General features: G+C 66.6%; 29 protein-coding genes. 21 read left to right on the plus strand and 8 right to left on the minus strand.

Annotation, left to right across the window (positions count from 1 at the left end):
* Positions 1-8: 8 nt before the first annotated feature.
* From A9J21_RS25795 to A9J21_RS25810, 4 genes are read left to right on the plus strand one after another with little or no spacing between them, the layout of a single operon-like run.
* Positions 9-1,241 carry a CaiB/BaiF CoA-transferase family protein gene (locus tag A9J21_RS25795; RefSeq protein ID WP_066740667.1) on the plus strand — a complete coding sequence of 411 codons (1,233 nt, stop codon included), beginning with the start codon at positions 9-11 and terminating at the stop codon, positions 1,239-1,241.
* Complete coding sequence (locus A9J21_RS25800; RefSeq protein WP_066740773.1) at positions 1,241-2,257, plus strand: cyclase family protein; 1,017 nt, start codon at positions 1,241-1,243, stop codon at positions 2,255-2,257. The genes A9J21_RS25795 and A9J21_RS25800 overlap by 1 nt, the downstream gene beginning before the upstream one ends.
* 36 nt (positions 2,258-2,293) lie before the next feature.
* Positions 2,294-3,253: a tripartite tricarboxylate transporter substrate binding protein gene (locus A9J21_RS25805; protein ID WP_066740669.1), complete on the plus strand. Its 960-nt coding sequence runs from the start codon at positions 2,294-2,296 to the stop codon at positions 3,251-3,253.
* Positions 3,254-3,267: 14 nt separating this feature from the next.
* On the plus strand, positions 3,268-4,134 hold the full coding sequence (locus A9J21_RS25810; RefSeq protein WP_066740672.1) for a CoA ester lyase: 867 nt from the start codon (positions 3,268-3,270) through the stop codon (positions 4,132-4,134).
* A gap of 32 nt (positions 4,135-4,166) precedes the next feature.
* Here the strand turns inward: A9J21_RS25810 and A9J21_RS25815 are convergent, their stop codons facing one another.
* Positions 4,167-4,556 carry a hypothetical protein gene (locus A9J21_RS25815; RefSeq protein ID WP_066740680.1) on the minus strand — a complete coding sequence of 130 codons (390 nt, stop codon included), beginning with the start codon at positions 4,554-4,556 and terminating at the stop codon, positions 4,167-4,169.
* A gap of 221 nt (positions 4,557-4,777) precedes the next feature.
* Here A9J21_RS25815 and A9J21_RS25820 point away from each other — a divergent pair, with 221 nt between their 5' ends.
* Entirely contained in the window at positions 4,778-5,383 is a 606-nt protein-coding gene (locus A9J21_RS25820; RefSeq protein WP_066740682.1) for a DUF2239 family protein, read from the plus strand.
* Here A9J21_RS25820 and A9J21_RS25825 read toward each other — a convergent pair.
* Positions 5,362-7,194, minus strand: coding sequence for a cytochrome c biogenesis protein DipZ (locus A9J21_RS25825; RefSeq protein WP_066740683.1), 1,833 nt, complete (start codon positions 7,192-7,194; stop codon positions 5,362-5,364). The two genes, A9J21_RS25820 and A9J21_RS25825, sit on opposite strands and share 22 nt — an antisense overlap.
* A 229-nt stretch (positions 7,195-7,423) precedes the next feature.
* Between A9J21_RS25825 and A9J21_RS25830 the strand changes: the two genes are divergently transcribed.
* The 5 genes from A9J21_RS25830 (at position 7,424) to A9J21_RS25850 (ending at position 11,477) form a co-directional block, all read left to right on the plus strand.
* Positions 7,424-8,167 carry a response regulator gene (locus A9J21_RS25830; protein ID WP_066740778.1) on the plus strand — a complete coding sequence of 248 codons (744 nt, stop codon included), beginning with the start codon at positions 7,424-7,426 and terminating at the stop codon, positions 8,165-8,167.
* A 29-nt stretch (positions 8,168-8,196) separates the two neighbouring features.
* A complete protein-coding gene (locus A9J21_RS25835; RefSeq protein ID WP_156546193.1) occupies positions 8,197-9,468 on the plus strand; it encodes a HAMP domain-containing sensor histidine kinase in 1,272 nt (423 codons plus the stop codon).
* Between the two features lie 417 nt (positions 9,469-9,885).
* Positions 9,886-10,359 carry a hydroxyquinol 1,2-dioxygenase gene (locus A9J21_RS25840; RefSeq protein ID WP_066740686.1) on the plus strand — a complete coding sequence of 158 codons (474 nt, stop codon included), beginning with the start codon at positions 9,886-9,888 and terminating at the stop codon, positions 10,357-10,359.
* Positions 10,360-10,422: 63 nt separating this feature from the next.
* The gene (locus tag A9J21_RS25845) at positions 10,423-10,842 is read left to right on the plus strand and encodes an organic hydroperoxide resistance protein (RefSeq protein ID WP_066740688.1); all 420 of its coding nucleotides are present in this window, start codon (positions 10,423-10,425) and stop codon (positions 10,840-10,842) included.
* A gap of 80 nt (positions 10,843-10,922) precedes the next feature.
* Entirely contained in the window at positions 10,923-11,477 is a 555-nt protein-coding gene (locus tag A9J21_RS25850; protein WP_066740689.1) for a thioredoxin family protein, read from the plus strand.
* 100 nt (positions 11,478-11,577) lie between these two features.
* On the opposite strand, the gene A9J21_RS25855 is transcribed toward A9J21_RS25850, so the two are convergent.
* Both A9J21_RS25855 and A9J21_RS25860 read right to left on the minus strand, forming a co-directional pair.
* Entirely contained in the window at positions 11,578-11,913 is a 336-nt protein-coding gene (locus A9J21_RS25855) for a cupin domain-containing protein (RefSeq protein WP_066740690.1), read from the minus strand.
* A gap of 224 nt (positions 11,914-12,137) precedes the next feature.
* Positions 12,138-12,536, minus strand: coding sequence for a hypothetical protein (locus A9J21_RS25860; RefSeq protein ID WP_066740691.1), 399 nt, complete (start codon positions 12,534-12,536; stop codon positions 12,138-12,140).
* Between the two features lie 307 nt (positions 12,537-12,843).
* Between A9J21_RS25860 and A9J21_RS25865 the strand changes: the two genes are divergently transcribed.
* Positions 12,844-14,406, plus strand: a complete 1,563-nt coding sequence (locus tag A9J21_RS25865) for a diguanylate cyclase domain-containing protein (protein ID WP_066740693.1) — start codon at positions 12,844-12,846, stop codon at positions 14,404-14,406.
* 26 nt (positions 14,407-14,432) lie between these two features.
* On the opposite strand, the gene A9J21_RS25870 is transcribed toward A9J21_RS25865, so the two are convergent.
* Positions 14,433-14,936, minus strand: a complete 504-nt coding sequence (locus A9J21_RS25870; RefSeq protein ID WP_066740695.1) for an Lrp/AsnC family transcriptional regulator — start codon at positions 14,934-14,936, stop codon at positions 14,433-14,435.
* Positions 14,937-15,089: 153 nt separating this feature from the next.
* Between A9J21_RS25870 and glmS the strand changes: the two genes are divergently transcribed.
* The 5 genes from glmS to A9J21_RS25895 all read left to right on the plus strand — a co-directional run bounded on the left by glmS (position 15,090) and on the right by A9J21_RS25895 (position 19,170).
* Complete coding sequence (glmS, locus tag A9J21_RS25875) at positions 15,090-16,919, plus strand: glutamine--fructose-6-phosphate transaminase (isomerizing) (RefSeq protein WP_066740697.1); 1,830 nt, start codon at positions 15,090-15,092, stop codon at positions 16,917-16,919.
* Between the two features lie 273 nt (positions 16,920-17,192).
* On the plus strand, positions 17,193-17,417 hold the full coding sequence (locus A9J21_RS25880; protein WP_066740779.1) for a DUF2188 domain-containing protein: 225 nt from the start codon (positions 17,193-17,195) through the stop codon (positions 17,415-17,417).
* A gap of 5 nt (positions 17,418-17,422) precedes the next feature.
* Complete coding sequence (locus tag A9J21_RS25885) at positions 17,423-18,034, plus strand: DUF421 domain-containing protein (protein ID WP_082926607.1); 612 nt, start codon at positions 17,423-17,425, stop codon at positions 18,032-18,034.
* Positions 18,021-18,551 carry a CinA family protein gene (locus tag A9J21_RS25890; RefSeq protein WP_066740699.1) on the plus strand — a complete coding sequence of 177 codons (531 nt, stop codon included), beginning with the start codon at positions 18,021-18,023 and terminating at the stop codon, positions 18,549-18,551. Before A9J21_RS25885 ends, A9J21_RS25890 begins: the two co-directional genes overlap by 14 nt.
* Positions 18,552-18,786: 235 nt before the next feature.
* Positions 18,787-19,170, plus strand: a complete 384-nt coding sequence (locus A9J21_RS25895; protein WP_066740701.1) for an NUDIX hydrolase — start codon at positions 18,787-18,789, stop codon at positions 19,168-19,170.
* Positions 19,171-19,264: 94 nt separating this feature from the next.
* On the opposite strand, the gene A9J21_RS25900 is transcribed toward A9J21_RS25895, so the two are convergent.
* The gene (locus tag A9J21_RS25900; protein ID WP_231907042.1) at positions 19,265-19,825 is read right to left on the minus strand and encodes a DUF4142 domain-containing protein; all 561 of its coding nucleotides are present in this window, start codon (positions 19,823-19,825) and stop codon (positions 19,265-19,267) included.
* 134 nt (positions 19,826-19,959) lie between these two features.
* Between A9J21_RS25900 and A9J21_RS25905 the strand changes: the two genes are divergently transcribed.
* The 5 genes from A9J21_RS25905 to A9J21_RS25925 all read left to right on the plus strand — a co-directional run bounded on the left by A9J21_RS25905 (position 19,960) and on the right by A9J21_RS25925 (position 23,971).
* Positions 19,960-20,175, plus strand: a complete 216-nt coding sequence (locus A9J21_RS25905) for a hypothetical protein (RefSeq protein ID WP_066740705.1) — start codon at positions 19,960-19,962, stop codon at positions 20,173-20,175.
* Between the two features lie 39 nt (positions 20,176-20,214).
* Positions 20,215-20,913 carry a BON domain-containing protein gene (locus tag A9J21_RS25910; RefSeq protein ID WP_082926608.1) on the plus strand — a complete coding sequence of 233 codons (699 nt, stop codon included), beginning with the start codon at positions 20,215-20,217 and terminating at the stop codon, positions 20,911-20,913.
* A gap of 314 nt (positions 20,914-21,227) precedes the next feature.
* Complete coding sequence (locus A9J21_RS25915; RefSeq protein WP_066740709.1) at positions 21,228-22,634, plus strand: selenium-binding protein SBP56-related protein; 1,407 nt, start codon at positions 21,228-21,230, stop codon at positions 22,632-22,634.
* The gene (locus tag A9J21_RS25920) at positions 22,631-23,293 is read left to right on the plus strand and encodes a hypothetical protein (RefSeq protein ID WP_066740711.1); all 663 of its coding nucleotides are present in this window, start codon (positions 22,631-22,633) and stop codon (positions 23,291-23,293) included. Before A9J21_RS25915 ends, A9J21_RS25920 begins: the two co-directional genes overlap by 4 nt.
* A gap of 186 nt (positions 23,294-23,479) precedes the next feature.
* A complete protein-coding gene (locus A9J21_RS25925) occupies positions 23,480-23,971 on the plus strand; it encodes a hypothetical protein (protein ID WP_066740713.1) in 492 nt (163 codons plus the stop codon).
* 43 nt (positions 23,972-24,014) lie between these two features.
* Here the strand turns inward: A9J21_RS25925 and A9J21_RS25930 are convergent, their stop codons facing one another.
* Positions 24,015-24,479 carry a type II 3-dehydroquinate dehydratase gene (locus A9J21_RS25930; protein ID WP_066740715.1) on the minus strand — a complete coding sequence of 155 codons (465 nt, stop codon included), beginning with the start codon at positions 24,477-24,479 and terminating at the stop codon, positions 24,015-24,017.
* 3 nt (positions 24,480-24,482) lie between these two features.
* Complete coding sequence (locus A9J21_RS25935) at positions 24,483-25,766, minus strand: MFS transporter (RefSeq protein ID WP_066740782.1); 1,284 nt, start codon at positions 25,764-25,766, stop codon at positions 24,483-24,485.
* Positions 25,767-25,873: the final 107 nt, after the last annotated feature.

A 25,873-nucleotide genomic window follows, 5' to 3' on the forward strand; every position in this document is an offset into this window, starting at 1 on the left:
GTCTTTCCATGTTCAGGCAGCAAGCCCTGGCGCCCGACGCCACCGGACCGCTCGACGGCATCCGCATCCTCGACCTTTCCCGCCTGGTGGCGGGCAACACGCTGACGATGGCGCTGGCCGACCTGGGCGCCGATGTGCTCAAGGTGGAGCCGGCCAGCGGCGACACGCTGCGCGACTGGAAGGTCAGGGACGTGTCCACCGCCTGGAAGGCGTACTGCCGCAACAAGCGCAGCCTGTGCCTGAACTTCCGGGGCGAAGGCGCCATCGACGTGATCCTCGACCTCGTGGCGCATGCCGATGTGTTCGTCGAGAGCTTCAAGCCCGGCACGCTCGAAACCATGGGCCTGGGCCCCGAGGTGCTGATGGCGCGCAACCCCAGGCTTGTGATCGTGCGCGTTTCCGGCTGGGGCCAGGACGGCCCCTACTCGCATCGACCCGGCTTCGGCACGCTGGTCGAGGGCATGTCGGGGTTTGCGTCGATGAACGGCTTTGCCGACCGCGAGCCGGTGCTGCCGCCGATCTACCTGGGCGACATGACCGCCGGCCTCTACGGCGCCATCGGCGTGCTCAGCGCCGTGCGCAATGTGGAAGTGCGCGGCGGCGTGGGCCAGGTCATCGACCTGCCGCTGCTTGATCCGATCTTCGCCATCCTGGGCGCGCAGGCCGCCAACTACCGGCTGACCGGCAAGGTCAAGCCGCGCACGGGCAGCCGGTCCACCAACAGCGCGCCGCGCAATGCCTATCAGACGGCCGATGGCAAATGGGTGTGCCTGTCGGCATCCACGCAGGCCATGACCGAGCGGCTGTTCCGCGCCATCGGCCGGCCCGAGCTGATTACCGATCCGCGCTTCGCCACCAATGCCGAGCGCGTGAAGCACGCCGCGCTGCTGGACGGCATCATCGGCGAATTCCTTGGCACGATGACCCAGCCCGACTGCGTCGCGTTCTTCGACAAGGCCGGCGTGACGATCGGGCCGATCTACGACATCTCCGATATCGAGCACGACCCGCATTTCCACGCACGCGACATCGTGGTGGAAATTCCCGATGCCGAGATGGGCCAGATTCCCGTGCACAACATCTCGCCGCGACTGGGCGGCACGCCGGGCACGTTCCGGCGCGCGGCACCGGCACTGGGCGAGCATTCGGTCGAGGCGCTGCGCGCGGCCGGGCTCGACGACGCACGCATCGCCGCGCTGCAGGCCGCCGGCGTGGTGATTGACGCCGGCAAGGACCAATGATGGCTGCGAACCCGCGCTGGACGCACCGCCCGCAAGGATCCAACTGGGGCGATTTCGGTCCCGACGACCAGCTTGGCCGGCTCAACCTGATCGGCCCGGTCCAGGTACTGGCCGCCGTGCGCGAGGTGCGCGAGGGCCTGACGTTCTCGCTGAGCCTGCCGCTCGATGTGCCGCGTGCCGGCGTGCTGAACCCGCGCCGCCGTCCGCCCGTGCTGCATCCATCGGAAAAGGACGGCCAGCGCGTATTCAATCGGCCCATGGCTGGCGATGTGCCGGGCGCCACCGATGTGATCAGCGACGACCACGTCACGCTGTCGCCGCAGTACTCCACGCAGTGGGACGCCCTGGGCCATGTGAACTGCCTGTTCGATGCCGATGGCGATGGTCAGGCCGAAACGGTCGGCTACAACGGTTTTTCGGTCGGTACCGGCAGCGCCGCCGATGGCACGTTTATCGGCGCCCAGGCCCTGTCGATTGCGCCGATGGCGGCGCGCGGCATCCAGGGGCGCGGCACGCTGGTGGACCTGCACCGGCACTTCGGCCCGGCGCGGCGCGCGGTCGGCTATGACGACCTGATGCGCGTGATCGAGGCCGATGGCGTGGACGTGCAGCGCGGCGACATCCTCTGCGTGCATACCGGCCTGGCCGACATGGCGCTGCAGCTGTCTGCCGCCGATGATCATTCGGGGCTGCGCAACGCCTGCGCGGTGCTCGACGGCACCGACGCCCGGCTGCTGCGCTGGATCGACGAAGCCGGCATCGCCGCCATCGCCGCGGACAACCACGCAGTGGAAGAGCGCCGCCACGCACTGCCGGCAGGCACGACCGGCCCGCTGCTGCCGCTGCACGAACTCTGCCTGGTCAAGCTTGGCATTCCGCTGGGCGAGATGTGGCACCTGACGCCGCTTGCGGCCTGGCTGCACCAGGCTGGACGCGCGTCGTTCCTGCTGACGGCGCCGCCGATGCACCTGCCGCGCGCGGTGGGATCGCCGGCCAATCCCATCGCCACGGTCTGACGACCAGCGAAACGTAAAGAAACGAGGAGACTCCCCATGCATCCGACCTGCCGCAAGCTGCTGGTCGCAGTGGCCGCCTGCGCGCCGCTGCTGGCCGCCGCAGCCTTTCCCGACCGCCCGCTGCGCATGATCGTGCCGTATTCCGCCGGTGGCGGTGCCGACAACACGGCGCGCGTGATCGCGCAGCGCATGAGCGCGTCGATGGGCCAGCAGGTGGTGATCGACAACCGCCCCGGCGCCGCAGGCGTGATTGGCGAGGAAGCGGTGGCAAAGGCCACGCCCGATGGCTATACGGTGCTGTACGACGCCTCGGCGTTCGCGGTGAATCCGAGCCTGCGCAAGATGTCATTCGACCCGCTCAAGGAGCTGGTGCCGATTTCGCTGGTGGCTACCGCCGCCAACATCCTGGTGGTGCCGCCCAATGCGCCGTACAAGACGGTCAAGGAGTTCATCGCCTATGCCAAGGCCAACCCGGGCAAGCTGACGTTCGCGTCGGCCGGTTCGGGCAGCGGGTCGCATCTGGCGGGCGAACTGCTCAACGCCAAGGCCGGCATCGACCTGCTGCACGTGCCCTACAAGGGCGGTGCGCCGGCGCTGACCGATGTCATGGGCAACCAGGTGTCGGCCTATTTCGGCAACGTGGCCTCCACGCTCAACTACGCCCGGAGCGGCAAGCTCAAGGCGCTGGCGGTGACGTCGCTCAAGCGCAATCCGGGCCTGCCCGACACGCCGACGCTGGCCGAGAGCGGCCTGCCCGACTTCGAGGTGCTGGAGTGGAACGGCGTGTGGGTGCCCAAGGGCACGCCGCCCGATGTGGTGGCACGGCTGGCGAAGGAAGTGCAGGACGCCGTGGCGGACCCGCACGTGCAGGAAAAGCTGCGCCAGATGGGCCTGGAGCCGGTGGGCAATTCGCCGCAGCAGTTCGGCAAGTTCGTGCAGGGCGAGGCGGCCCGCTGGGGTGCGCTGGTCAAGCAGCGCAATATCCGCGCGGAATAAGGGTGAGGGCGATCATGCGCAGCAAGCTGTTTGTACCGGGATCGCGCCCGGAACTGTTCGACAAGGCGCTGGCCAGCGCGGCCGATGCCCTGTCGTTCGATCTCGAAGATGCCGTGGCCGAGCCGCGCAAGGCTGAAGCCCGCGCCGCGCTGCAGGACCTGCTGGCCTCCGGCCGTACCGCGGCATCGGGCAAGACGATCATCGTGCGCGTGAACGCGCCGGACACCGCCCACTTCGCGCCCGACATCGTGGCCGTGGTGCGCAATGGGCTGCATCTGGTCAATGTGCCGAAGGTGGAAGAGGTGGAGCAGGTGCACCTGGCCGCCAGGGCCGTGGCACTGGCCGAAGCCGCCAACGGCGTGACCACGCCGGTCAGGCTGCTGCTCAATATCGAGTCGCCGCGCGGGCTGCGCCGCGCGCATGAACTGGCCGCCGCCGATGCGCGCGTGGCGGGCCTGCAGCTGGGCTACGCCGACCTGTTCGAGCCGGCCGGCATCCACCGGCGCGAAACGCTGGCCGTGGCGCAGACCATGTACCAGATGCGCATGGCCGCCGCCGAGGCCGGGGTGTTCGCCTATGACGCAGCCTTTGCGGACGTCAAGGATGCCGATGGCTACCGGGCCGAAGCCGAGCTGGCGCGCCGGCTGGGGTATCTGGGCAAGAGCTGCATCCACCCGAGCCAGATCGCGCTCGCCAACGAGGTGTTCCAGCCGACCGAAGCGGAGATCGCCGCTGCGCAGCGGATCGTGGCAGCTGCCGATGAAGCCGATGCCAAAGGCGTGGGCGCCTATCTGGTCGACGGCAAGATGGTGGACCGCCCGTTCGTGGAGCGCGCCCGCGCCGTGCTGGCACAGGCGCGGACGATGGGACGGGCTGGCTGAAGCGTGCCCGGTGTGTCGCGTGCTGACTGCGCTTACCGCGCCGCGGTGGCCGGCTTGCAGTCCTTGACGTAGCCGGTGACACGGCCCTTGCTCAGCATGGGCCGCCAGTCGCCCGCGCTGCGGATCTGTACGTCCGTACCCTGCCGCGCGGCGCGCAGGTTGATCAGGTACGAGTAACCCGCATCGGCGCGATGGCCATAGCCCACGCGCACATCCACCTTGCCCGGTTCGGGGTAAGCCTCCACCGTGGCGTCATCCCCGAGCTTCTGCTTCAGGCACAGCACCAGTTCGCCCACGCTGGCGTCCGAATGGAGCGTGTTGCCATCCTGGGATTCGAGGTACTCCATGCTGCTGCCACTGGCGCAGGCCGCCAGCAGCGGCGTAACGATGGCCGCGATCAGTAGTGGCCGGATTCCGGTCATTGAAAGTCCCGTAAGAAGTCGTCTGGAAAATCTGCCCCGCGATGCTGCCATGCGCGGCGCTTCGGGTCAAAGCTTGCCGGGAACACCGGCAAGCGCCCGTAGCGGGCCGGCAGGCCGCGAACTTGGCGCGCCTGCGAAAAATATTACCCGGGTGTAATTGACTGAAGCGATATTACCCGGGTAATATCATCTCCCATCAAAACCGGAGTCGGGAGACCCACATGGAAGACAACGAATCGTGTACCGCCTTTGCGGGCGAACGGCGGCTGGCGTCCGGTACGCCGGTGGAAGTGGCGCTGGCCGTGGCGGCCGCGCTGCGTGCCAATCCCGATCAATCGATCCTGGCGTTTGGCGATGTCACCGGCCGGCAGGTGGATTTCGACCTGCGCGGCAGCGATGCCGACATCGTCGCGCGGCTGGCACCGCCAACTGCTGATGAGGGCCCGGCCAGGAAGGGCGCCGGGCGTCCAAAGCTGGGTGTCGTGGCGCGCGAAGTCACGCTGCTGCCGCGCCACTGGGAATGGCTGGGCGAGCAGTCCGGCGGGGCGTCGGTAACGTTGCGCAAGCTCGTCGATGCCGCGCGCAAGGGGCAGGGCGTGGAGGGCGCGGGTTTGGCCGCCAGCCGTGCCAAGGCGGCGGCAGATCGCTTCATGTCGACGATGCTCGGCAACCAGCCCGGGTACGAGGAGGCGTCGCGCGCGCTGTATGGCGGCGACCGCGAGCGCTTCCTGGCGCTGTCGGAGGCGTGGCCCGCCGACCTGCGCGACCACGCCCGCAAGCTGGCCGCGCCGGCCTTCGATACCGATCAGCCGAACGTGAACGCGTAAGCCTGGGCGCCCGGGTCGAGAAAGCGGATCTCGAACGTGTGTTCGCCCACTTCGCCTGCCTGGCGCACCAGCTGGTAAAGCCGCGTGGCCGTGATTGCGCCGTTGCCGTTGGCGTCGATGTCGGCGCCATGGCTCTCGCCCGGCGCCTTGCCGTCGATCGTCACCACGAAGCGCACCGCGCGGCCATCGGCGGCGGGCCCCAGCACCAGGTGCAGGTCGCGGGCCTGGAAGCGGTAGCGGATGCTGCCGTCGGCGCGCTCTGCAGTGGCGAACTCCGGTCCCACCGTCCATTGGCCCGCCAGCCCCCACTGGTTCAGGTGCAGCTTGCCATCCAGGGCGTAATTGCGCGGCGCGTCGGGGCGGATGCCGCCCGCCGAGGCGAAGTTCGACGCCTGGTTGTAGCCCACATAGGTCTCGCCCGAGCGGACATTGCGCAGGTCGGGGGCGGCCTGCGCGCCCCTGGCGTCGGGCACCACCACGTCGCGCGACGCCGACGGCTGGCCGGCTTCGGCCAGCAGCGTCTGGATCACGCGCTCGGAATTCGCATAGTCGCCTTCGCCAAACTGGTGATGGCGGATATTGCCGCGCGCATCGACGAAGTAGGCCGCCGGCCAGTAGTTGTTGTTGAAGGCGCGCCAGATGTTGTAGTCGCTGTCCACCGCCACCGGGAAGCCGATCTTGAAGTCGCCGATGGCGCGGCGCACGTTGTCAGGCTTCTTTTCGAACGCGAACTCGGGCGTGTGCACGCCGATCACCTGCAGGCCCGGATACTTGTCGGCCCAGGCGCGCAGGTAGGGCAGCGTGCGGATGCAATTGATGCATGAGTACGTCCAGAAATAGACCAGCGTGACCTTGCCCTGCAGCTGCTGGCGCGTGATGGGTGCGCCGTTGGGCGTGTTGAACCACTGGACCGCGCCGTCGAGCGACGGCAACTGGCCTTCCACCGGCAGGCGGTTGCCGACGCCGTAGCCCTCGAATCCCGTACCGTTGGCCGCCAGCAGCATGCCGGCATTGGCCCCGGGGCCGGCTTCACCGGAAGCGGTGGCGGCCGTGGCCGGCACCTCGTTCCCAGCCTGCGGCGCCGGCGCCGATGCGTTGTGCAGCCGGTCGACCAGCGCCTGTTCCAGCCGGGCCGGGCCGCTGACGGACAGCCGCGCCAGGAAGCCGGTATCGGCCCCGATGGCAATGGCGGCCACGCCGCCCAGCACGCCAACCCCCAGGCCGCGGCGCAGCCATTCGCCAGCCCCCATCGACCGCTTCATCGCCGCGAACAGGCGGCCGCCCACGCCCAGCGCGGCGGCCAGCGACGTGGCAGCGCCTGCCGCATAGGCCACCAGCAGCAGCGAGCTTTGCACGCTGGCGCCCTGCAGCGCGGCCGTGGTCAGCACGATGCCCAGGATCGGGCCCGCGCAGGGGGCCCACAACATGCCCGTTGCCACGCCCAGCAGCAACGACGCCCACGGCGATGCCGCGCCGGCCGTGCCATCGCCGGCCAGCCGGTTGCCCAGCGCCACCACGGGCCGGGTGAGCGCGTCGGCCAGCCTGGGTACGAGCAGCGACACGCCGAACATCGCCAGCAAGGCCAGCGCGGCATAGCGGCCATATTCGTTGGCGCGCACCGCCCAGGCGCCACCCACCGATGCCAGCGTGGCTACCGCTGCAAAGGTCAGCGCCATGCCGGCCAGCATCGGCAGCCGTCCGCGCAGGAATGGCTGGCCGCTGCCGCTCAGTACGAATGGCAGCACCGGCAGGATGCACGGGCTCAGGATGGTCAGGGCACCGCCCAGGTAGGCAAGGATCAGCAGCGTCATGGTCGGGTTCCTTTCGGCAAGGATGAGGGGCCAGCAATCTGGCATGCCCCAATGAGACGCCCGTGATCTACCGTAAATGTGTCGCCAACCGGCGAAGTTGTATGGCTTTGTGGGACCGCAGCCGCCAGATACATTGCGATACACGCGAAGGCCCGGCCGCCCATACAATCTCGCCAACAGACTGATTGTTCACATTTTTCCTAAAAATAGATCGCCAGGGGTGAAGCTGATGGAATCGCATGTCGACCATGTCCTGATCGTCGATGACGACCGGGAGATCCGGGAGTTGGTATCCACTTACCTGACCAAGAACGGGCTGCGGGTGACCATGGCGCCGGATGGCCGGCATATGCGGCAGTTCCTGGACGCCAACACGGTCGACCTGATCGTGCTGGACGTGATGCTGCCCGGCGACGATGGCCTGGTGCTGTGCCGCGAACTGCGCGCCGGCAAGCACAAGTCCACGCCGGTGCTGATGCTGACCGCCCGCGACGACGAGACCGACCGCATCATCGGCCTGGAAATGGGGGCCGACGACTACCTGACCAAGCCGTTCGCGGCACGCGAGCTGCTGGCGCGCATCAAGGCCGTGCTGCGCCGTACCCGGATGCTGCCGCCGAACCTGCAGATCACCGAGGCCGGGCAGATGCTGGCATTCGGCGACTGGCAGCTGGACACCACGGCACGTCACCTGATCGACAACGAAGGCACCATCGTCGCGCTGAGCGGCGCCGAATACCGGCTGCTGCGCGTCTTCGTGGACCACCCGCAGCGCGTGCTGAACCGCGACCAGCTGCTGAACCTGACCCAGGGCCGCGAAGCCGACATGTTCGAGCGGTCGGTGGACCTGCTGGTCAGCCGCCTGCGCCAGCGCCTGAAGGACGATGCGCGCGAGCCGGCCTATATCAAGACGGTGCGCAGCGAGGGCTATGTGTTCTCGATGCCCGTGGAGATCACGGAGGCCCGTCAGTGAGCACGCGCCGCTGGCGCTGGCCCCATACCATGGGGTCGCGCCTGTTCCTGATCCTGCTGGCGGGCATGATCGTCGCGCATCTGATGTCGTTTGCCGTGCTGTTTTCGGAGCGATACATGTCGGCGCGGCAGGTCATGCTGGGCACGCTGGAGACCGACGTGGCGACATCGGTGGCGATCCTGGACCGGATTCCGGCCGCCGAACGCCCGCAGTGGCTGCCACGCGTGAACCGTGGCAACTACCAGTACATCCTGGGGCCGGGATCGCCGGGGGTGCCGGAAATGACGCAGCGCGGGCGCGATATCGCCGAGCGCATCATGGAGGCCACCGGCACGCACTACCCGGTCACGGTGCAGTCGATTCCGGGCGACGGCAAGCAGCTTCAGGCGCACCTGACGCTGAGCGACGGCAGTCCGCTGACCATCGACGTGCATCCGCGCATGACGCCCATCGCCGAGTGGCTGCCCTATGTGCTGGTGCTGCAGTTGCTGCTGCTGATCCTGTGCTGCTGGTTCGCCGTGCGCCTGTCGATCCGCCCGCTGGTGGCGCTGGCCGACGCCGCCGACGCGCTCAATCCGAATACCCGCTCGCAGCCGCTGGACGAGCACGGTCCCACGGAACTGGCGCAGGCGGCGCGGGCCTTCAACGCCATGCGCGACCGCATCGCGCATTTTGTCGAGGAACGCGTGCAGATCCTGGCTGCCATCTCGCACGACCTGCAGACGCCCATCACGCGGATGAAGCTGCGCGCGGAGATGGCCGAGGATTCCGAGGAAAAACGCAAGCTGGTGAGCGACCTGGCGGAAATCCAGACGCTGGTGCGCGAAGGGCTGGCCTACGCGCGCAGTACCGGCGGGGATTCCGAGGAGGCGTCCCGCATCGATCTGGGATCGTTTGTCGAAAGCCTGGTCTACGACTACCAGGACACCGGCAAGGACGTGACAATTGGCGAGAACGCCGGTGGCGCCATCGTCACGCGACGCAATGCCCTGCGACGGGTGCTGACCAACCTGATCGACAACGCCATCAAATATGGCGGAGGGGCCGCAGAAGTGGGCGTCCGCCGCGAACGCGACACCGTGGTCATATCGATCATGGACCGGGGCCCCGGCATCCCCGAAGACAAGCTCGAGGCCGTGTTGCAGCCGTTTGTACGGCTGGAAGGCTCGCGCAACCGCGAGACCGGCGGCACCGGCCTGGGCCTGGCCATCGCCCATCAGCTTGCAGCGGCCATCGGCGGCTCGCTGACCCTGCGCAACCGCGAAGGCGGCGGCCTGGCGGCCGATATCAGGCTGGGCTGAGTCCTTTCGGCCACCGCTGGTTTGCTCCCCTCTTCCGCTTGCGGGAGAGGGGCCGGGGAGAGGGCGGGCGCTTCAAATCGCAGCCGGCAGGCCACCAGCGGCTCGCCCCTCTCCCTTACCCCGCTTCCCAACCCGCTCCCATGCATGGAAGTGCGGAGTGCCGCAAGGCGCATGTTTTCTTTTCTCCCTTCCCTCCGCAGTTCTTGTCCTCTTCCGGGCATCCCCCTTTTTGTACGCCTTTGTATCAGGCCGTCGCGACGATACGTGCCCTGACACTACGGCCGCCAAGTCGCTACGGGCGCGATACGTGGGCCGCCTTAAATACGGTCCATGGCAGCGCGACGCACAAACGACAGAGCGAAAACGCTGCCAGGCAATCGACCGAATCGACCGCATACCACTGAAAAGGAAACCATCATGTCCAAGAACCTCACCAAGCGCCTTGTTCTCGCCGTTGCCCTGGTTGCCGCCGCCGCTGGCGCACAGGCTTCCGTTGTCGGTGCCCGCGACGTGTACACCGACGGCGCCCGTGCCGTGCAGGGTGCACGCGATGTGTTCAGCGAAGGTGCCCGCTCGGCCACCGACGCCCGCGACCCGTACACCGAAGGTGCCCGCTCGGTGCAGGAGCCGCGCAGCCCGTACTACGACGGCGCCCGCTCGGTACAGGAACCGCGCAGCCCCTACTACGACGGCGCACACACCGTAGCCGGCCTGGATCGCACGGGCGTCTCGGCCCCGCCGGCCCGCTCGGCCGACCCGTACCTGGACGGCGCCCGCACGCTGGACCCGTACTACGAAGGCGCCCACACGGTGGCCGGCATGGACCGCACCGGCGTCTCGGCCGACCCGGCACGCAGCGTCGATCCGTACCTGGACGGCGCCTACGCCTGAGTCCCCGAAATCCCGAATCCGCATCCTCACAACCAGACCACTGAAAGAGACAAGGAAACCATCATGGCCCGTATCGAAAAAGTCCTGTACACCGGCAAGGTCCACATCACGTCCGGCGGCCGCGACGGCTCGGCCCGCAGCGACGACGGCAAGCTCGACATCGACCTGTCGTCGCCCGGCAGCAAGGGCAACGGCACCAACCCCGAGCAGCTGCTGGCTGCCGGCTGGTCTGCCTGCTTTATCGGCGCCATCGGCCTGGCAGCGGGCAAGCAGAAGATCAAGCTGCCGGAAGACCTGTCTGTAGATGCCGAAGTGGACCTGGGCACGGCCGGCGTGGAGTACCTGCTGCAGGCACGGCTACGGGTGCATATCCCCGGCATCGAGCGCCACGTGGCGCAGGCGCTGGTGGACACCGCGCACCGCACCTGCCCGTACTCGAAGGCGCTGCACGGCAACATCCATATCGAAACCGAACTGGTCTGACCAGTGCCGCATCGCCCCGTCGACCCGCCGATCCGCCAGCCGGGTCACGGGGCGAGCATCTCCTGAAAGGCCCCTGAATCATGCGTAACGTATTCCGCGCCATGCTTGCCGCCATCGGCATCGCGGCCATCTACACCTTCGGCACCGGCGCCATCGCCGAAAGTCCCAAGGTTGGCGACCAGGGCGCCGCGCCCGAATTCGTGGGGATCAACCACTGGCTGAATTCCGAGCCGCTCACGATGCAGCAACTGCGCGGCAAGGTCGTACTGGTCGACTTCTGGACGTACGCCTGCGGCAACTGCGTGAACACGCTGCCGTATGTGAAACAGTGGTACGACAAGTACAAGGACCAGGGCCTGGTGGTGGTGGGTGTCCACACGCCGGAATTCCCGTTCGAGAAATCGACGGAGAACGTGCAGGCCGCGCTCAAGCGCCATGACATCCGCTATCCGGTGGCGCAAGACAACATGTACGGCACGTGGTCCGCATATCGCAACCAGTACTGGCCCGCGCTCTACCTGATCGACGCCAACGGCCGCATCGTGTACCAGCACTACGGCGAGGGCCGCTACAAGGAAACCGAGGCGGCCATCCAGAAGCTGCTGGCGGAACGCAAGCCGGCACAACCGCAGTGAGTGTGCGGCCGGTGCGCAGTGATCGAAGTCCCAGCTGGCTTCGGAAACCTGGAAGGGCCTTGTTCGCAAGGCTCTTTTTTATTGGTCTGCCGCCGCCGCGCTACTGGCCGTCCAGCAAGACCATCGTCAACAGCACCGACGCATCGGTCAGCGCTTTCACGTCATGCCGGACATTGCCGGCCAGGTAGATCAGGTCGCCGGGTTTCAGACGCTGCGAGCCGTGGTCGAGTGCGACTTCGACTTCGCCTTCGATGCACTGGATGGTCAAGGGGCCGGCCACGGCGTGCGGAGGCAGTTGTTTGCCTGCCAGCATCACCAGGCGGGCCACTTCCATGTGAGGGGCCTTGAACAGCGCGGTGGTGGGGGTGTTCTTGAGGTTGGCGCCAAGCGGTAGCACGCTGGCGGTCTGGCCGGAAGACAGGTGGGGAATCGACATGGCTTCGCTCGCTGACTGGGGATTGGCTGGTTCTGCAGTCGCGCCTTCCTGCGCGCGGCAGGTTTCAGTCTATTGCCAAAACACGTGCACGGCACAGCGCGGCGGAGGGCGAGTGTGGCGCAGGCAGCGTATGTCGACCCGGGGTGGCCTGGCGCGCGGGCGATTTTGTTGGCGATCGGGGTGGCGGGTCACGTCGCGACAGGCGTGACCCGCAGGCTGGCGGCTCAGGCCAGCGCGCCGTCCGTGTAGACGTCGATCGTGCGCGAGGGCGCCGCCGATACGCCGCGGAGGTCCATGCCGGCCAGTGCGCCGTCGGTGTAGACGTCGATCACGCGCGAGGGCGCGGCTGACACGCCACGAAGGTCCATCCCTGACAGGGAACGGTCATTGTCGATTTCGCGCGTGGTCGGAGCCACGACACGTGCGCCTTCGCTGAAGGTATCAAATCGGCCGGTGCGGGCGCCATCGCTGTAGACATCGCGCGCGTCGATGCGGAAGTTGTAGCCGTACCTGTCGCCAGCGTGCGTGCTGTCGCGCGGGCCCGAGGCATGGGCGCCGCCTGCCGCCAGGCCGAGGGCCAGGGCAGTGGTGGAGAGAAGGGAAATGGTGAATCTGCGTGACATGGCAAAGCTCCAAAGGCAGGTGAAACACAACGGAACGCCGCGAGACGTTCCTCTGCTATTACGCAGTTCCCGTACCAGCGGATGCAGGTGGCCGAATGTGGCGGCGCTGGCGCGCCAGCGCTGAAAAACGCCCGCGGACGTTGGCCGCCCGCCAACACCGCGTCCGACGGGTGGCGGGGAATGGCCGACACCTGGCCGCCGGGTCAGGTCGGCGTCAGGCCCGTCTGATAGCGTCGCGCAGGCGTATAGAGATCGGCCGAACTGCCGTTATCTCCGGTACCCCCGCATCCGATGGCCCAGACAATTGATGAAGACATATCTCCGCTCTGTGAGGTTCGGCCTGATACGTACGATGGCGCTTGGCGCACTGGTCACTGCCCTGCTGGTGGGCGGTGGACTGTTTGTCATGAAACGGTTCGATTCGTACGTCACCACCATCTATGTGGGCAACACGCTGCCGGTGGGGCAGCTGGGCGAACTGCGGGCCAGCTGCCTGGAAGCGCGGCGCCGGCTGTGGAAGGCGCTGGCGATGCGCGCGCACGGCGACGATCACGCCATCGTTGCCGGCGTGCGCGATGACCTGGCGCGCATGGACAAGGCCTGGGCCGCGTACTATCCGGCCAACGTCAGCGGGCCCCGGGAGCAGCAGGCGGCCGACGCGTTGCGCCATGAGCTGGGCGCGTTCCGCAACCTGGCGCTGGCGACGGCCGAGATGATCGTGGCCGGGCACCACGACGCGGCCAAGGCGTACCTGAGCGCCCAAATCGGCCTGATGCAGCACATGGACGACCTGATGGCGCGCGCCATCGACGCCAATGTCGTACAGGCTGCCGCGCTGGCGCGGGGCAGCACACAGATGCTGGAGCGCACCGCGCAGGCCGCTGCGGCCGTGATGGCCGCAGCCATGGCCGTTTCGCTGGCCTTTGGCTTCCGGCTGCTGCGCGAGCGCGACGATGCGCGGCGGTCTTCGCGCTACAGCCTGTGGCTGGTGGACCAGGCGTTCGAGCTGACGCAGGACGGCATGATGATTACCGACGCGCACGGCATCATCGAGAAAGTGAACCCGGCCTTTGTGCGGCTCACGGGCTATGCCGAGGCCGAACTGATCGGCAATACGCCGCGCATGCTCGGTTCGGGCCGGCAGCCGCCCGAGTTCTATCGCGATATGTGGCAGGCGTTGCGCGAGACCGGCCACTGGCGCGGCGAGCTATGGAACCGTCGCAAGGACGGCGCGATCTATCGCGAATCGCTGTCGATCCACGGCATTCGAGGCCCCAAGGGTGATGTATCCAATTTCGTGGCGGTCTGTGCCGACATCACCCAGCGCCAGCTGGCCCAGGACCGCCTGGGCTACCTCGCCACGCACGATGCACTGACCGGGCTGCCCAACCGCACGCTGCTGGGCGAGCGGCTGGAGCAGGCCATTGGCCGGGCGCGCCGCGGTGGCACGCATGTGGCCGTCATGTTTATCGATCTCGATGGCTTCAAGGCCGTCAACGACACGTTGGGGCACGGCATTGGCGACGAGACGCTGATCACGGTGGCGCAACGCCTGAAGGCCCCGCTGCGCGACGGCGATACCGTGGCGCGCCTGGGCGGCGACGAGTTTGCCATCGTGCTGGAGGACGTCGCCGACATCGGCCACGTGGCGCCGCTGGCCGAACGGCTGGTGCAGGCAGTGGGCGGGATCGACACCATCAACGGCTGCCCGGTCAGCATTACGCCGAGCATCGGCATTGCCCTGTATCCGGACGATGCCGAAGAACCCGATTACCTGCTGAACCTGGCCGACGAGAGCATGTACCTGGCAAAGCGGTCGGGCAAGAACGGCTACTGCTTCAGCGGGGCGCTGCCGCGCAAGGCGGCCTGAGGCGGCCACACGGGCAATGCGGGGAATCAGGGCGGGCCGGCCGGGTTTGCGTTGTCGTCGGGATTGACCGGGGCGTTGGCCGAGAACTTGGCGCGATGCGTGGAGAAGAACGTGCGCACGTTGCGTACGTTGCTGGCGCCGCGGAACAGGCGCCGCGCGAAGGCGTCGTAGGCGGCCATATCGCGCAGTTCCGCCATCACCACGAAATCCGGCCCGGGCGAGACGCGATAGCACTGTGTCACCGCCGGCTCCGCGCAGACCTGGCTTTCGAATGCCGCACAGTCTTCGGCGGTCTGCCGGTCCAGCGTGACCTCGATGATGGCCGTCAGCGTATTGCCCACCTTGTCGGCGTCCAGCACGGCAATCTCGCGCGCAATCACGCCGGTCTCCCGCAAGCGGCGTACGCGCCGCATGGTGGTGGGCGCCGAGGCAAAGACGCGCGCCGCCAGTTCGACATTGGTCAGTGATGCATCGCGCTGCATGACCTGGAGAATGCGCAAGTCGAGATCGTCCAGGGCAATAGTGGTCATGGCAGGCTCTCTTGAAAGAAAATTTCAGAAGCATCGTACATCAACTAGAAATGTCATCGATGACGATTTTTCGAAAGAAAATTTCATGAGGAGCGGCCTACCATCCGGTCCATCGCATCGAACGGATGCGCAACATCGGAAACCGGAGGGGCTATGTGCGGAATTGTGGGCGCCGTTGCGCAGCGCGACATCGTTGGGGAGCTGGTCGACGGCCTGAAGCGGCTGGAGTACCGCGGCTACGACTCATGCGGCGTGGCCGCCCTGCAGGGTGGGCGTCTGGTGCGGTCGCGCAGCGTTGACCGCGTGGCGGCCCTGCAGCGCGACGTGGCCGAGCAGGCCATCGGCGGATACACGGGCATTGCCCACACGCGCTGGGCCACGCACGGCAAGCCCATCACGGCCAACGCCCACCCGCATTTCTCGCCGAGCGATCTGGCGCCGCGCATCGCGCTGTCCCACAACGGCATCATCGAAAACCACGAGGCCCTGCGCCGCGAGCTGGAAGCCTACGGCTATGTGTTTGCCAGCCAGACCGACAGCGAGGTCATCGGGCACCTGGTGGACCACCTCTACAACGGCGACCTGTTCGACGCCGTGCGCGAGGCCGTCAGGCGGCTGCGCGGCAGCTATGCGATTGCGGTGCTGTGCCGCGACGAGCCGCACCGGCTGGTGGGTGCCCGGCACGGCATGCCGCTGGTGGTGGGCATTGGCGAGGGCGAGAACTACCTGGCGTCGGACGCTATCGCGGTGGCGGCCGTCACGAACCAGATCGTTTATCTGGAGGATGGCGACGTGGCGGATGTGCAGATGCATCGCCACTGGATTGTCGACGCCGATGGCCGGCGCGTGACACGTGCCGTGCACACGGTGGCTGCGCACAGTGCGGCGGCCGACCTGGGCCTGTACCAGCACTACATGCAGAAGGAAATCTTCGAGCAGCCGCGCGCCGTGGTCGACACGCTGCAGGACATTACGACGATCATGCCCGAGCTGTTTGGCGACGGCGCCTATCGCCAGCTGGAGACGGTCGACGCGGTGCTGCTGCTGGCGTGCGGCGGCAGCTATCACGCTGCGCTGACGGCCAGCTACTGGATCGAACGGCTCGCCAACCTGCCCGTGCGGGTGGAGATCGCCAGCGAATATCGCTATCGCGACGGCTTCAGCAACCCGAACATGCTGGTGGTGGCGGTGTCGCAAAGCGGCGAAACGGCCGACGTGCTCGGTGCCGTGCAGGCGGCCCGCGAGCGCGGCATGCATCGCACGCTTGCCATCTGCAACGTGGCCACCAGCGCGCTGGTGCGGGCCTGTGCGATGCACTTCATCACACGGGCCGGCGTGGAGATCGGCGTGGCGTCCACCAAGGCGTTCACCACGCAGCTGGTGGCGCTGTTCCTGCTGGCATTGACGCTGGCGCAGATGCGTGGCCGGCTGCCGGACGCCGAAGAGCAGGAGCACCTGCGCGCACTGCGGCACCTGCCCGACGCGCTGAGCCGCGTGCTGGCACTGGAACCGCACATCATCGGCTGGGCCGACCAGCTGACCCGCAAGGAGAACATCCTGTTCCTCGGGCGTGGCATGCACTATCCGATCGCGCTCGAAGGCGCGCTGAAAATGAAGGAGATCTCCTATATCCATGCGGAAGGCTACGCGGCCGGAGAACTCAAGCACGGGCCGCTGGCCCTGATCAGCGACCAGATGCCTGTGGTGGCCGTGGCGCCCAACGACAGCCTGCTGGAAAAGCTGAAGTCGAACATGCACGAGGTACACGCGCGCAACTGCAAGCTCTATGTGTTCGCCGATATCGACTGCGCACTGCAGCCGGGCGATGGGCTGGAGATTATCCGGCTGACCGAGCACTACGGCCTGCTGTCACCAATCGTCCACACCATTCCGATGCAGTTGCTGGCGTATCACACGGCGCTGGCGCGTGGCACCGATATCGACAAGCCACGCAACCTGGCAAAGTCGGTGACGGTGGAATGAGAAAAAAAGTAGCGCCCCTCCGGGAGAGCGGGCGCCATGGATCAAGGGAGGCCCGACGGGTCTGGACCGCCGGGCGCATTAATAATCTAGGTCAGAAATGGATACGTCAGCCGGTACGGAAAGCGGACGTTCCGGACGTTGCGGCGCGATTTCGAACACCCGCATTGTGAACACCGACGTTGGCCTACGCACTTGTCAGACCACGGCCGACTGCCGCGCGAACGGCTTTGGGTGAATAAACAGGACATGAGACAGACACCCATGGAGACGCAAATGAGCGGCAAGGACGTACACGTGGTGCCGGCCCCTGACGGCTGGGCGGTGGAAGAGGCCAAAAGCCCGGCGGGGCGCAAGCTGTATGCCACGCAGGAAGACGCCATCGAGGTGGCTACCGAGATGGCCCGGAAAAACCAGGCAGAGCTGTTTATCCATGGCCGGGACGGCCAGATTCGGGCGCGCAATTCGTTCGGACATGATCCCAGGTCGATCCGGGGCTGAATGCCATGGCTGGAACGGGTACGGCTTTCGAAGCCGTGTTCGAGGCCGCATTTGGCGCGGGCAAGGATCTGCTGTGGTACCAGATGTCAGCGCGCGCGGCGCTTGTGTTCGTGGTCACGTGGCTGTTGCTGCGGGTGGCCGGACGGCGCACCTTTGCCCAGAAGACCGCGTTCGACCTCTGCATCATGCTGTTGCTGGGTGCGATCCTGTCGCGCATGGTGGTCGGCGCCAGTCCGATCCTGGGCACGCTGGCCGCAGCAGCCGTGCTGGTGTTCATGCATCGGCTGGTCTGCATGGTGTCCGCCACATGGCCGGCCGTTGACCGCGCAATTGGCGGGCGGCCGATCGTGGTGGTCAAGAACGGGCGCGAGGACCGCCGTGCCCGCAGGCGCGCCATGCTGACAGACGAGGATCTCGACGCGAACGCCCGCGCCACACTGCATGCCGCAGGCTGGGTTGATCAGGGCACCCGGTCCGACCAACCGATGGCCCGGCAATGGGATGTGGTGCTCGAACGCGATGGGCAGATATCGTTCGTGAAGCATCCCCGGCCCGCGCGTCGCGACGCGGATCGGCCAATCCATCCGCGAACGGAGGACGCCCATGCATCCGGCTGAGGCCGCCGCGCATTATCTGCAGCGCCATGACCTGCGGCTGGCGACGGCGGAGTCCTGCACGGCGGGGCTTATCGCATCCCATATTGCCGACGTGCCCGGCTGCGGCGGCACGCTCAAATGCGCCATCGTTGCCTATTCGCCCGATGCCAAGGAGCAGATCCTTGGCGTCAGCGCCGACCTGATCGCACGCCATGGCCTGACCAGCGAAGCCGTTTCGCTCGCCATGGCACGTGGCGTGATGAGGATCAGCCAGGCCGACGTGGCAGTGTCCAACACGGGCGTGGCCGACGACGGGGCCCCCGATGGCACGCCGCCGGGTACGCAGTGCTTTGCGTGGCTGATCCGTTCGCCAGGGGCCGCCGCAACGATATGCGAGTACACGGAGACGCGGCAGTTTCGCGGGGATCGCAGCCAGATCCGGCAGGCGGCCGCCCAATGGGCGCTACAGCGCATCGCCCACTACCATGGGCTGGCAACGGCCAGCCGGGGGCAGCCCTCTGGCACGACCCGTGCGTAAGAGGGACATCAAGCGAGGAATGCGGTGGATGCGCAACAGCTTCAGTTCCCATCCATTGCCAGTGGCGGCAACAGGGGCGACACTACGCGCCTGTACGGTTTGATTGCGTTCCGCACAGGCCGCCCCCTGAAACAGCCTGTCCGGAAAATGCCGGCGCGCCTATATAGTGGGACCCACCGCGCGAAAAGCGGGTCCGGATGAAATGAAACAACATGCAGTGGTTGGAACGGCCGATATGCCTTTCATCAAGCCAAAAATCAGAGCTACGGTCATTTGCGTTCGCGAGGGACAAATCCTGCTCGTGTCGAAGGACGGCGTGCGCTGGGCGCTGCCCGGCGGGCGCCCTGACGACCAGGAATCGCTGGTGGAAGCCGCGTGGCGCGAGTTGCGCGAGGAAACCGCGATCGAGGCCAAGTCGCTGACCAACGCCTTCCAGTTCATCGGCGCCACCACGGTGCATCACGTGTTCTCGGCGGCGGTGGGCAAATCGGCTGCGCCGAAGCCGCGCAACGAGATCAAGTATCTGAAATGGGCGCAGCGCGACGTGCTGGACGAACTGACCACCAGCCCCACCACGCGGGCCATCGTGTCGCAGTACTTTCTCGCCAAGACCCGCTGACGCTGGCCGCCGGGCCGCGCAGATATTGCACCGGGTTTGCAGATTCGCCGTCTGGATCTGCAAACACCGGGCCGGACTCGCTGCCGGACTGCGGCTACTTCACTTGCGCCGCCATTTTCTGAGCCATATCCAGATGGTGTTCCAGCGTCGGCAGGGTCTGGCGCGCGAACGACTTGACGCCATCGTCCCTGGCATCGTCCGCCGCCTTCCTGAACAGCGCCACGGCGTCCTGGTGCGCATCCACGCCAATCTGCTGGGCATAGGCCCGGTCGAATTCCGCCCCCTTCAACTGGCCCAGCCTGGTTAGCGCCTGCTGGTCCTTCTGCAGCGGCGTGGCCGGCACTTGCACGCCCAGCCGCTGGGCCTGCTGCTTCAACTTTGCGTCGGCGGCCCGATGGTCCTGGATCATCTGCGTGGCAAACGACTTGACCACGGGGCTGCTGGCACGGCTTTGCGCCAGGTTGCTGGCATCGATCTCCAGCGTCCCGGCCATGGCGGCCTTGCGCAGGAACATGACATCGCCGTCGCCGGCCATGGCGGTTCCTGGCTGGTCAGACAACGGTGCCGCGTGCATGGCGGGGCCCGGTGCGGACAACAGCGCCGCAGTGGCTGCCAGCATCGGCAGATTGGTGAATCGCATGGTGGTGACTGGCATGGCAATCCTCGCTCGGTGTGTGTCGATGCAAGGACGCGAGGCAAGCGCCATGCCGGCCCCGCAAGTGTCCCGCAGGCCGCCATTGGCATGTTGCTTGCGGCATCCCCTGCCGCAGTCGCTATCAGGAGACCATCATGTCCAGCAAGCCAAACTCCGGCAAGCATGCCGAAAAACGTGGCGGCACCAACCCCGGCGTGCGCACCGACCGGCGTGCCGACCAGTTGAAGAGCCGCAGCGCAGACCCCGGCCAGAGCAGTTATGGGGGATTCCGCAACGAAGATCCCGGCGCGCAGCATCAGGCCACGTCGACATCGCCGGGCAAGCGCGCGAAAAAGGGCCGTCAATCCTGATGGCGGATCACCCAGGGGACACAGCCAGCGAGAGACGTCATGAACCGAGACAGCAGAGACAGCGGGTATCGCGACGATCGATACCTCGACGACCTGCGCGGGCCACCGCGTGACTACGGGGGCGATCCGCGCCGCATGGAACGCATGCGCTATACGGGGCAGGCCGGCTGGGGTATCGCGCACGGCTATCCCGGCGAAATGCAGGACCGCGAGGATCGTGGCGGACCTTACCGGCACGGTGGCACCCCCGGCGCACGCCACTGGCGCGACGGCTATGGCGCAGCCCGTGGCAGCGGTGTCGACGCCCCCGCGTTGCCCGGCGCCTACGGCCACGGCCCGGGCGGCCCGGTGCAGCAGCCTGCCGGGCCCAGGGGCTATACCCGGCCGGACGAACGGATTCGCGAAGACCTGTGCGAACGCCTGACCCATGCCGGGCGGCTCGACGTGCGTGAAGTGGAGGTGACGGTTTCGGAAGGCTGGGTCACGTTGTCCGGCACGGTGCCCGCGCGCCCGCAGAAGTACCGCATCGAGGACATTGCCGCGTCAGTCTACGGTGTGAAGGATGTGGAAAATCGCATCCGGGTTTTGCCCGGCACCGGCGATACAGGCTGGACGGAACAGTCCGGCCAGCCGGGGCTGACCGGCCAGCTCGGCCGTGCCGGCCAGACGGCAAGCCAGAATATTGGCACGGATGCCGGCCAGGACGTGGATTCAGGCGCCGCCGGAAAGCCGGCATAGCCCTCCGGCGCGGCCTCGCGATGGCGGCGGGCACCTTCGCCGGCAGGCCGAAGCCCTGCAGCCCGACCAGTTCGATATGCGACTGCACCGTTGCGGAACTTGCCGCCCTCGCTGAGCCTGCTGTTCGTTGTGATCGGACGACCCAAGACAAGCGCCCGATGCCGCCTGCGCCGAAGGAATGAACTTGTCGCGCCATCTCGGATGTGACGGCATATGGGCATGCGGATTTCTTCGTTACCGCGCCGTGAGGCGCGCGCCTATGCTTGTAGACCGCATCGACGCACTTTGACCCCGACGTCAAGGGAGGTTTCATCATGAACCTGCGGCCCGACCCGACCTTCCACGCATCGCCACGGCTTGCGATGCAGGCGCCGGCGGAAGCCCACGCGTACACGCTGCTGCTGCGTCCCGATGGGTCGCAGCCTGACGCGCTGGCCGTCATCGACGTCAATCCCGATTCGTCGCGCTACGGCACGGTGGTCCATACGGTGCCGATGACGGGGCGGGGCGACGAACTGCACCACTTCGGCTGGAACGCCTGTTCGTCCGCGCTCTCGCCGTTGACCGGGCACGCGTTCCTGGAGCGGCGCTTCCTGATCATTCCCGGCATGCGCAGCTCGCGCATCTATGTGGTGGATACGAAGCCGGACCCCACGCAGGCGAAGCTCCACAAGGTCATCGAGCCCGAGGAGATTTTCCGCAAGACCGGCTATTCGCGGCCCCATACCGTCCATTGCGGGCCGGAAGGCATCTATGTGAGCACGCTGGGCGGCGCGGGCCCCGACGGCACCGAGGGCGCACCCGGCATCTTCATCATGGATTGCCAGACTTTCGAAGTGCTGGGCCGGTGGGAGATCGACCGCGGCCCGCAGGACAAGCACTATGACTTCTGGTGGAACCTGCCGCGCGATTACATGGTGTCGAGCGAATGGGCGCTGCCGCCGCAGTTCGAGAACGGGCTGGTGCCGGAGGACCTGCTCGGCAACCGCTATGGGCACCGGCTTCACTTCTGGGACCTGCGTGCGCGACGCAACGTGCAGACGCTGGACCTGGGCGCGCAGCACCAGATGGCACTGGAAGTACGGCCCGCGCACGATCCGGTGCGCGAATATGGCTTTGTCGGCGTGGTGGTCGACACGACGAACCTGGAGGGATCGATCTGGACATGGTGGCGCGAAGACGGTCAGTTCCATATCGAGAAGACGGCCACCATCCCGCCCGAGCCTGCATCGCCCGACGATCTGCCCCCGTTGCTGAAGGGATTTGGCGCGGTGCCGCCGCTGGTGACCGATATCGACCTGTCGCTCGACGACCGCTTTCTGTATGTGTCGTGCTGGGGCACGGGCGAAATGCGTCAGTACGATGTCAGCGATCCGCGCAAGCCCAGGCTGGCGGGGTCGGTACATCTGGGCGGCATCGTCCGTCGCACTCCGCACCCCGATGGCTCGGCGTTCGCGGGCGGCCCGCAGATGGTGGAGATCAGCCGCGACGGTCGGCGTGTCTACTGGACCAATTCGCTGTATTCCACCTGGGACGACCAGTTCTATCCGGACGGCGTGCCCGGCGTGCAGGTCATGGCGCATGCCGGTGCCGATGGCGGGCTGACGCTCGACGAGCGCTTTCGGGTCACCTTTCCCGATGGCTATCGCGCGCACCAGATCCGGCTGGAGGGCGGCGACTGCTCGACCGATTCGTTCTGCTATCCATCGGTGGGCGCTTGACCGCCACCTGGGAGCAGGCGGGGCTGTGGGCCGCAGTGCTTGCCAGTGGCCTGTACCACGGTCTCAATCCGGCGATGGGGTGGCCGCTGGCGGTGTCCGGTGCGCTGCTGGCGCGCAGCGCGCGCACGTTGCCGATGTCGCTCGGCTATCTCGGCGCCGGGCACGCGCTTGCCATTCTGGCGCTGACCTTGCCATTCGGGCTGCTGGTCTCGCTGGCCGCCTGGGAAGTGCGTATCCGTCTTGTTGCCAGCCTTCTGGTAGTGGCCTATGGCATTGCGCTGCTGGTCTGGCGCCGGCATTCGCGCGCGCTGGCCCGCATCCCGCCCGCACGGCTCGCGTTCTGGTCATTTGCCATTGCCATCGCGCACGGTGCGGGACTGATGCTGGTGCCGATCTACCTGGGCCTCTGCCTTGCACAGGGCGATGCCGGCCACCGGGCAGCCGGGGCGTTGGCGCTGGGCAACGCCAGTACCGCCGTGCTGGTCACGGCCGTGCATACCACGGCCATGCTGGCTACGGGCGGCGGCCTGGCATGGCTCACGTTCCGCTACCTCGGGCCACAGTTCGTGGCACGCAGCTGGTTCAATCTCGACGTGGTGTGGGCGCTCAGCCTGGTGCTGGTGGGCGGTGCATCGCTGGCGCTGCTGGCGATGGATTGATTTATTGTCCGAGTGCGTTTTCGTTTGATCTCACCCCATCACGTATGCCGGTTGTTCCGTGATGGAATAGCCGCGCGGCTGGGGGTTGAAAGTCAGCAGGCCGCGGGGCCCTGCATCGATGACGAGCAGGACGACAAGAAGCGACAGCGCACAGATCCGTGCCTATACGAATATTCTCAAGACAACATGAATTCGCTGATTTCCGCAGCTGCAGGTTTTCCGCTCCAGGCGCAGGACGCCGGCTTGACCGTCTATCAACTTACTGTCGCTGGCATCCTGGCCGCAGCGATCGTGGGCATCGTGCTAGGCATCATGACCTACATGGCCAATCACAATCGCGATATCGTGCAGTCGGAGGTCAAGCCGGTGGTGGCAAGGCTGGACGGCATCGACAAGCATCTGGAGCAGATTGATATCCGTCTGGAAAACATGGATACCCGTTTCGAAAGTATCGATATCCGCCTGGACAAGATGGATACCCGTTTCGACCGGATCGATATGCGTATGGACAAGATGGACGAGCGTTTCGACAAGATGGATGAGCGCTTCGACAAGATGGACCAGCGCTTCGACAAGATGGATGAGCGGATGGACAGGATGGAAGTCAAACTCGACAAGGTGGCTGACGACGTCGGCGTGCTGGTGCAGGTAGTCAAGCGTCTGGTAGAGAGCCGGTAACGCCGGCGACAGGTGTTGCCGTCCGGCGCATCGGTGTCAGCTGCTACTGTGGCTGACCGGCCGCCTCCGTCTGCCCCCACAGGTCATCCACCGCCCGCATCGCCAGCTGATACCCATTGGCTCCTGCCCCGCAGATCACCGCCGTGGCCGCCACCGAGATTGTGGAGTGGCGGTACTCCTGGGAGCGGCGGTGAATATTGCTGATGTGCACTTCCACCACGGGGCGGCAGATCAGCTTGACGGCATCGAGCACCGGAATGCGCCCGAACGAAAAGCCGGCGGGGTTGATGATCAGCGCGGCGTCCTGGAAGTACGCTTCCTGAATCCAGCCGATCAGTTCGCTTTCGCTGTTGGTCTGACGGAATACGCAGTCGAATCGCAGGGTCTCGGCCATCGCCCGGCATTGCTGTTCGATGTCCTGCAGCGTGGTGCTGCCGTAGATGTGGGGCTCGCGAACGCCCAGCATGTTCAGGTTCGAGCCGTTGAGTATGTAGAGTTTGCGATGCATGGTTCAGTGCGCGTGGCTTTGGTCCAGAGCCGTGCCGCGGGTCTCGCGGGAGATGGCGATCATGATGAAAGAGAGCAGGTTCAGCGAACCGCAGACGGCGACGATGGCCCATGGCGATCCGTGGAACGCTTCGAGCAACGCAACGGCGACGATCGGCATCGGACCGCCGGTCAGCAGGTTGGCGCCCGAGTACGAGAGGGCGGAGCCGGTGTAGCGTGCCTCGGTCGGGAATGATTCGGCAAACCAGACCGGCTGGATGCCGCTCTGGAACTGGGTGAACCCCAGGAACGCGCCCATGATCGCCATCGTCATCGCGTGCGAGCCCTGGTTGAGGATCGGAAAGTAGACCAGGCAGCAGACCAGCGTGCAGAACGATCCCAGCAACAGGGCGCGCTTGCGGCCGATGCGGTCGCTGAGCCAGCCACCGGCCAGCGCGCCGACGATGGCGCAGGCATTGGCAACCATCAGGAACATGAAGCCGGTCTGCTTGGGCACGCCAAGGTTGCGCGTCAGGTAGCTGAGCGAGAAGACCACGATCAGGTAGAACAGCGCCGCCGGGCCGCAGAAAAACAGCGTCAGGCGCAGCGCGGTCTTCCAGTGGTGCCGCACCACAGTGCCCAGCGGGTTGGCGGTGCGCACGCGCGCGCCGTCCTTGCGCAGCGCTTCGAACGCGGGCGTCTCGCTGACCTTCATGCGGATGTAGATACCCAGAATGACCAGCAGGAAGCTGGCAAGGAACGGAATGCGCCAGCCATACGATTCGAAATCCTCGGGCGACAGTACGGCGGCCAGCGCGAATAGCGTCAGGTTGGCAAGAATCTGGCTTAGCGGCGAGCAGATGCCAAGAAAGCCCGAGTACAGGCCACGGCGATCCGCTGACGCGTGCTCCACGGCCATCAGCTGGGCACCGGTGGACTCGCCGCCGAGCGCAAAGCCCTGGATGATCCGCAGCGTCACCAGCAGGGCCGGTGCGGCAATGCCCACCTGCTGATAGGTCGGCAGCAGCCCCATCAGGAACGAGGACAGCCCCATGACCGACACCGTGACCAGCATCAGGTTGCGGCGGCCCCAGCGGTCGCCGAGGATGCCGCAGACGATGGCGCCCAGCGGGCGTGCCGCCAGGCCGGCCCAGAAGCTCGCCAGCGATGCCAGCAGCGATGCCGTGGGGTCCAGCGACGGAAAGAACAGCTTCGGAAAGATGGTGGCTGCGACCACGCCGTACAGCGCGAAGTCGAACCATTCCAGGGCCGTGCCAACGGTGGCGCCGGCCACGGCGCGCCGGGCCATTTCAGGCTGGCCGGCCTGCGCCTGTGCAGGCGCGATGTTCGAGTCAGTGATCACTGACATGGTTGTCTCCCCTCTTTTATATGAGTATCGGTGTCGATTGCCGCAGC

Origin of the sequence: Cupriavidus sp. D384 (genome assembly GCF_001652915.1) — a bacterium.
GTDB lineage: Bacteria > Pseudomonadota > Gammaproteobacteria > Burkholderiales > Burkholderiaceae > Cupriavidus.

Excerpts from the sequence above, each read along its gene's own strand:
- A9J21_RS25825 (WP_066740683.1), bottom strand. The coding sequence starts at position 7,194 with ATGACGCTGCTGATCCTTGCCTACCTGGGCGGTGCCCTGACCATCCTG.
- A9J21_RS25800 (WP_066740773.1), top strand. The coding sequence starts at position 1,241 with ATGGCTGCGAACCCGCGCTGGACGCACCGCCCGCAAGGATCCAACTGG.
- A9J21_RS25895 (WP_066740701.1), top strand. The coding sequence starts at position 18,787 with ATGCCTTTCATCAAGCCAAAAATCAGAGCTACGGTCATTTGCGTTCGC.
- A9J21_RS25810 (WP_066740672.1), top strand. The coding sequence starts at position 3,268 with ATGCGCAGCAAGCTGTTTGTACCGGGATCGCGCCCGGAACTGTTCGAC.
- A9J21_RS25880 (WP_066740779.1), top strand. The coding sequence starts at position 17,193 with ATGAGCGGCAAGGACGTACACGTGGTGCCGGCCCCTGACGGCTGGGCG.
- A9J21_RS25815 (WP_066740680.1), bottom strand. The coding sequence starts at position 4,556 with ATGACCGGAATCCGGCCACTACTGATCGCGGCCATCGTTACGCCGCTG.
- A9J21_RS25855 (WP_066740690.1), bottom strand. The coding sequence starts at position 11,913 with ATGTCGATTCCCCACCTGTCTTCCGGCCAGACCGCCAGCGTGCTACCG.
- A9J21_RS25835 (WP_156546193.1), top strand. The coding sequence starts at position 8,197 with ATGGGGTCGCGCCTGTTCCTGATCCTGCTGGCGGGCATGATCGTCGCG.
- A9J21_RS25885 (WP_082926607.1), top strand. The coding sequence starts at position 17,423 with ATGGCTGGAACGGGTACGGCTTTCGAAGCCGTGTTCGAGGCCGCATTT.
- A9J21_RS25935 (WP_066740782.1), bottom strand. The coding sequence starts at position 25,766 with ATGGCCCGGCGCGCCGTGGCCGGCGCCACCGTTGGCACGGCCCTGGAA.
- A9J21_RS25865 (WP_066740693.1), top strand. The coding sequence starts at position 12,844 with ATGAAGACATATCTCCGCTCTGTGAGGTTCGGCCTGATACGTACGATG.
- A9J21_RS25805 (WP_066740669.1), top strand. The coding sequence starts at position 2,294 with ATGCATCCGACCTGCCGCAAGCTGCTGGTCGCAGTGGCCGCCTGCGCG.
- A9J21_RS25910 (WP_082926608.1), top strand. The coding sequence starts at position 20,215 with ATGAACCGAGACAGCAGAGACAGCGGGTATCGCGACGATCGATACCTC.
- A9J21_RS25905 (WP_066740705.1), top strand. The coding sequence starts at position 19,960 with ATGTCCAGCAAGCCAAACTCCGGCAAGCATGCCGAAAAACGTGGCGGC.
- A9J21_RS25890 (WP_066740699.1), top strand. The coding sequence starts at position 18,021 with ATGCATCCGGCTGAGGCCGCCGCGCATTATCTGCAGCGCCATGACCTG.
- A9J21_RS25925 (WP_066740713.1), top strand. The coding sequence starts at position 23,480 with ATGAATTCGCTGATTTCCGCAGCTGCAGGTTTTCCGCTCCAGGCGCAG.
- A9J21_RS25850 (WP_066740689.1), top strand. The coding sequence starts at position 10,923 with ATGCGTAACGTATTCCGCGCCATGCTTGCCGCCATCGGCATCGCGGCC.
- A9J21_RS25860 (WP_066740691.1), bottom strand. The coding sequence starts at position 12,536 with ATGTCACGCAGATTCACCATTTCCCTTCTCTCCACCACTGCCCTGGCC.
- A9J21_RS25915 (WP_066740709.1), top strand. The coding sequence starts at position 21,228 with ATGAACCTGCGGCCCGACCCGACCTTCCACGCATCGCCACGGCTTGCG.
- A9J21_RS25830 (WP_066740778.1), top strand. The coding sequence starts at position 7,424 with ATGGAATCGCATGTCGACCATGTCCTGATCGTCGATGACGACCGGGAG.
- A9J21_RS25840 (WP_066740686.1), top strand. The coding sequence starts at position 9,886 with ATGTCCAAGAACCTCACCAAGCGCCTTGTTCTCGCCGTTGCCCTGGTT.
- A9J21_RS25900 (WP_231907042.1), bottom strand. The coding sequence starts at position 19,825 with ATGCCAGTCACCACCATGCGATTCACCAATCTGCCGATGCTGGCAGCC.
- A9J21_RS25820 (WP_066740682.1), top strand. The coding sequence starts at position 4,778 with ATGGAAGACAACGAATCGTGTACCGCCTTTGCGGGCGAACGGCGGCTG.
- A9J21_RS25845 (WP_066740688.1), top strand. The coding sequence starts at position 10,423 with ATGGCCCGTATCGAAAAAGTCCTGTACACCGGCAAGGTCCACATCACG.
- glmS (WP_066740697.1), top strand. The coding sequence starts at position 15,090 with ATGTGCGGAATTGTGGGCGCCGTTGCGCAGCGCGACATCGTTGGGGAG.
- A9J21_RS25870 (WP_066740695.1), bottom strand. The coding sequence starts at position 14,936 with ATGACCACTATTGCCCTGGACGATCTCGACTTGCGCATTCTCCAGGTC.
- A9J21_RS25930 (WP_066740715.1), bottom strand. The coding sequence starts at position 24,479 with ATGCATCGCAAACTCTACATACTCAACGGCTCGAACCTGAACATGCTG.
- A9J21_RS25795 (WP_066740667.1), top strand. The coding sequence starts at position 9 with ATGTTCAGGCAGCAAGCCCTGGCGCCCGACGCCACCGGACCGCTCGAC.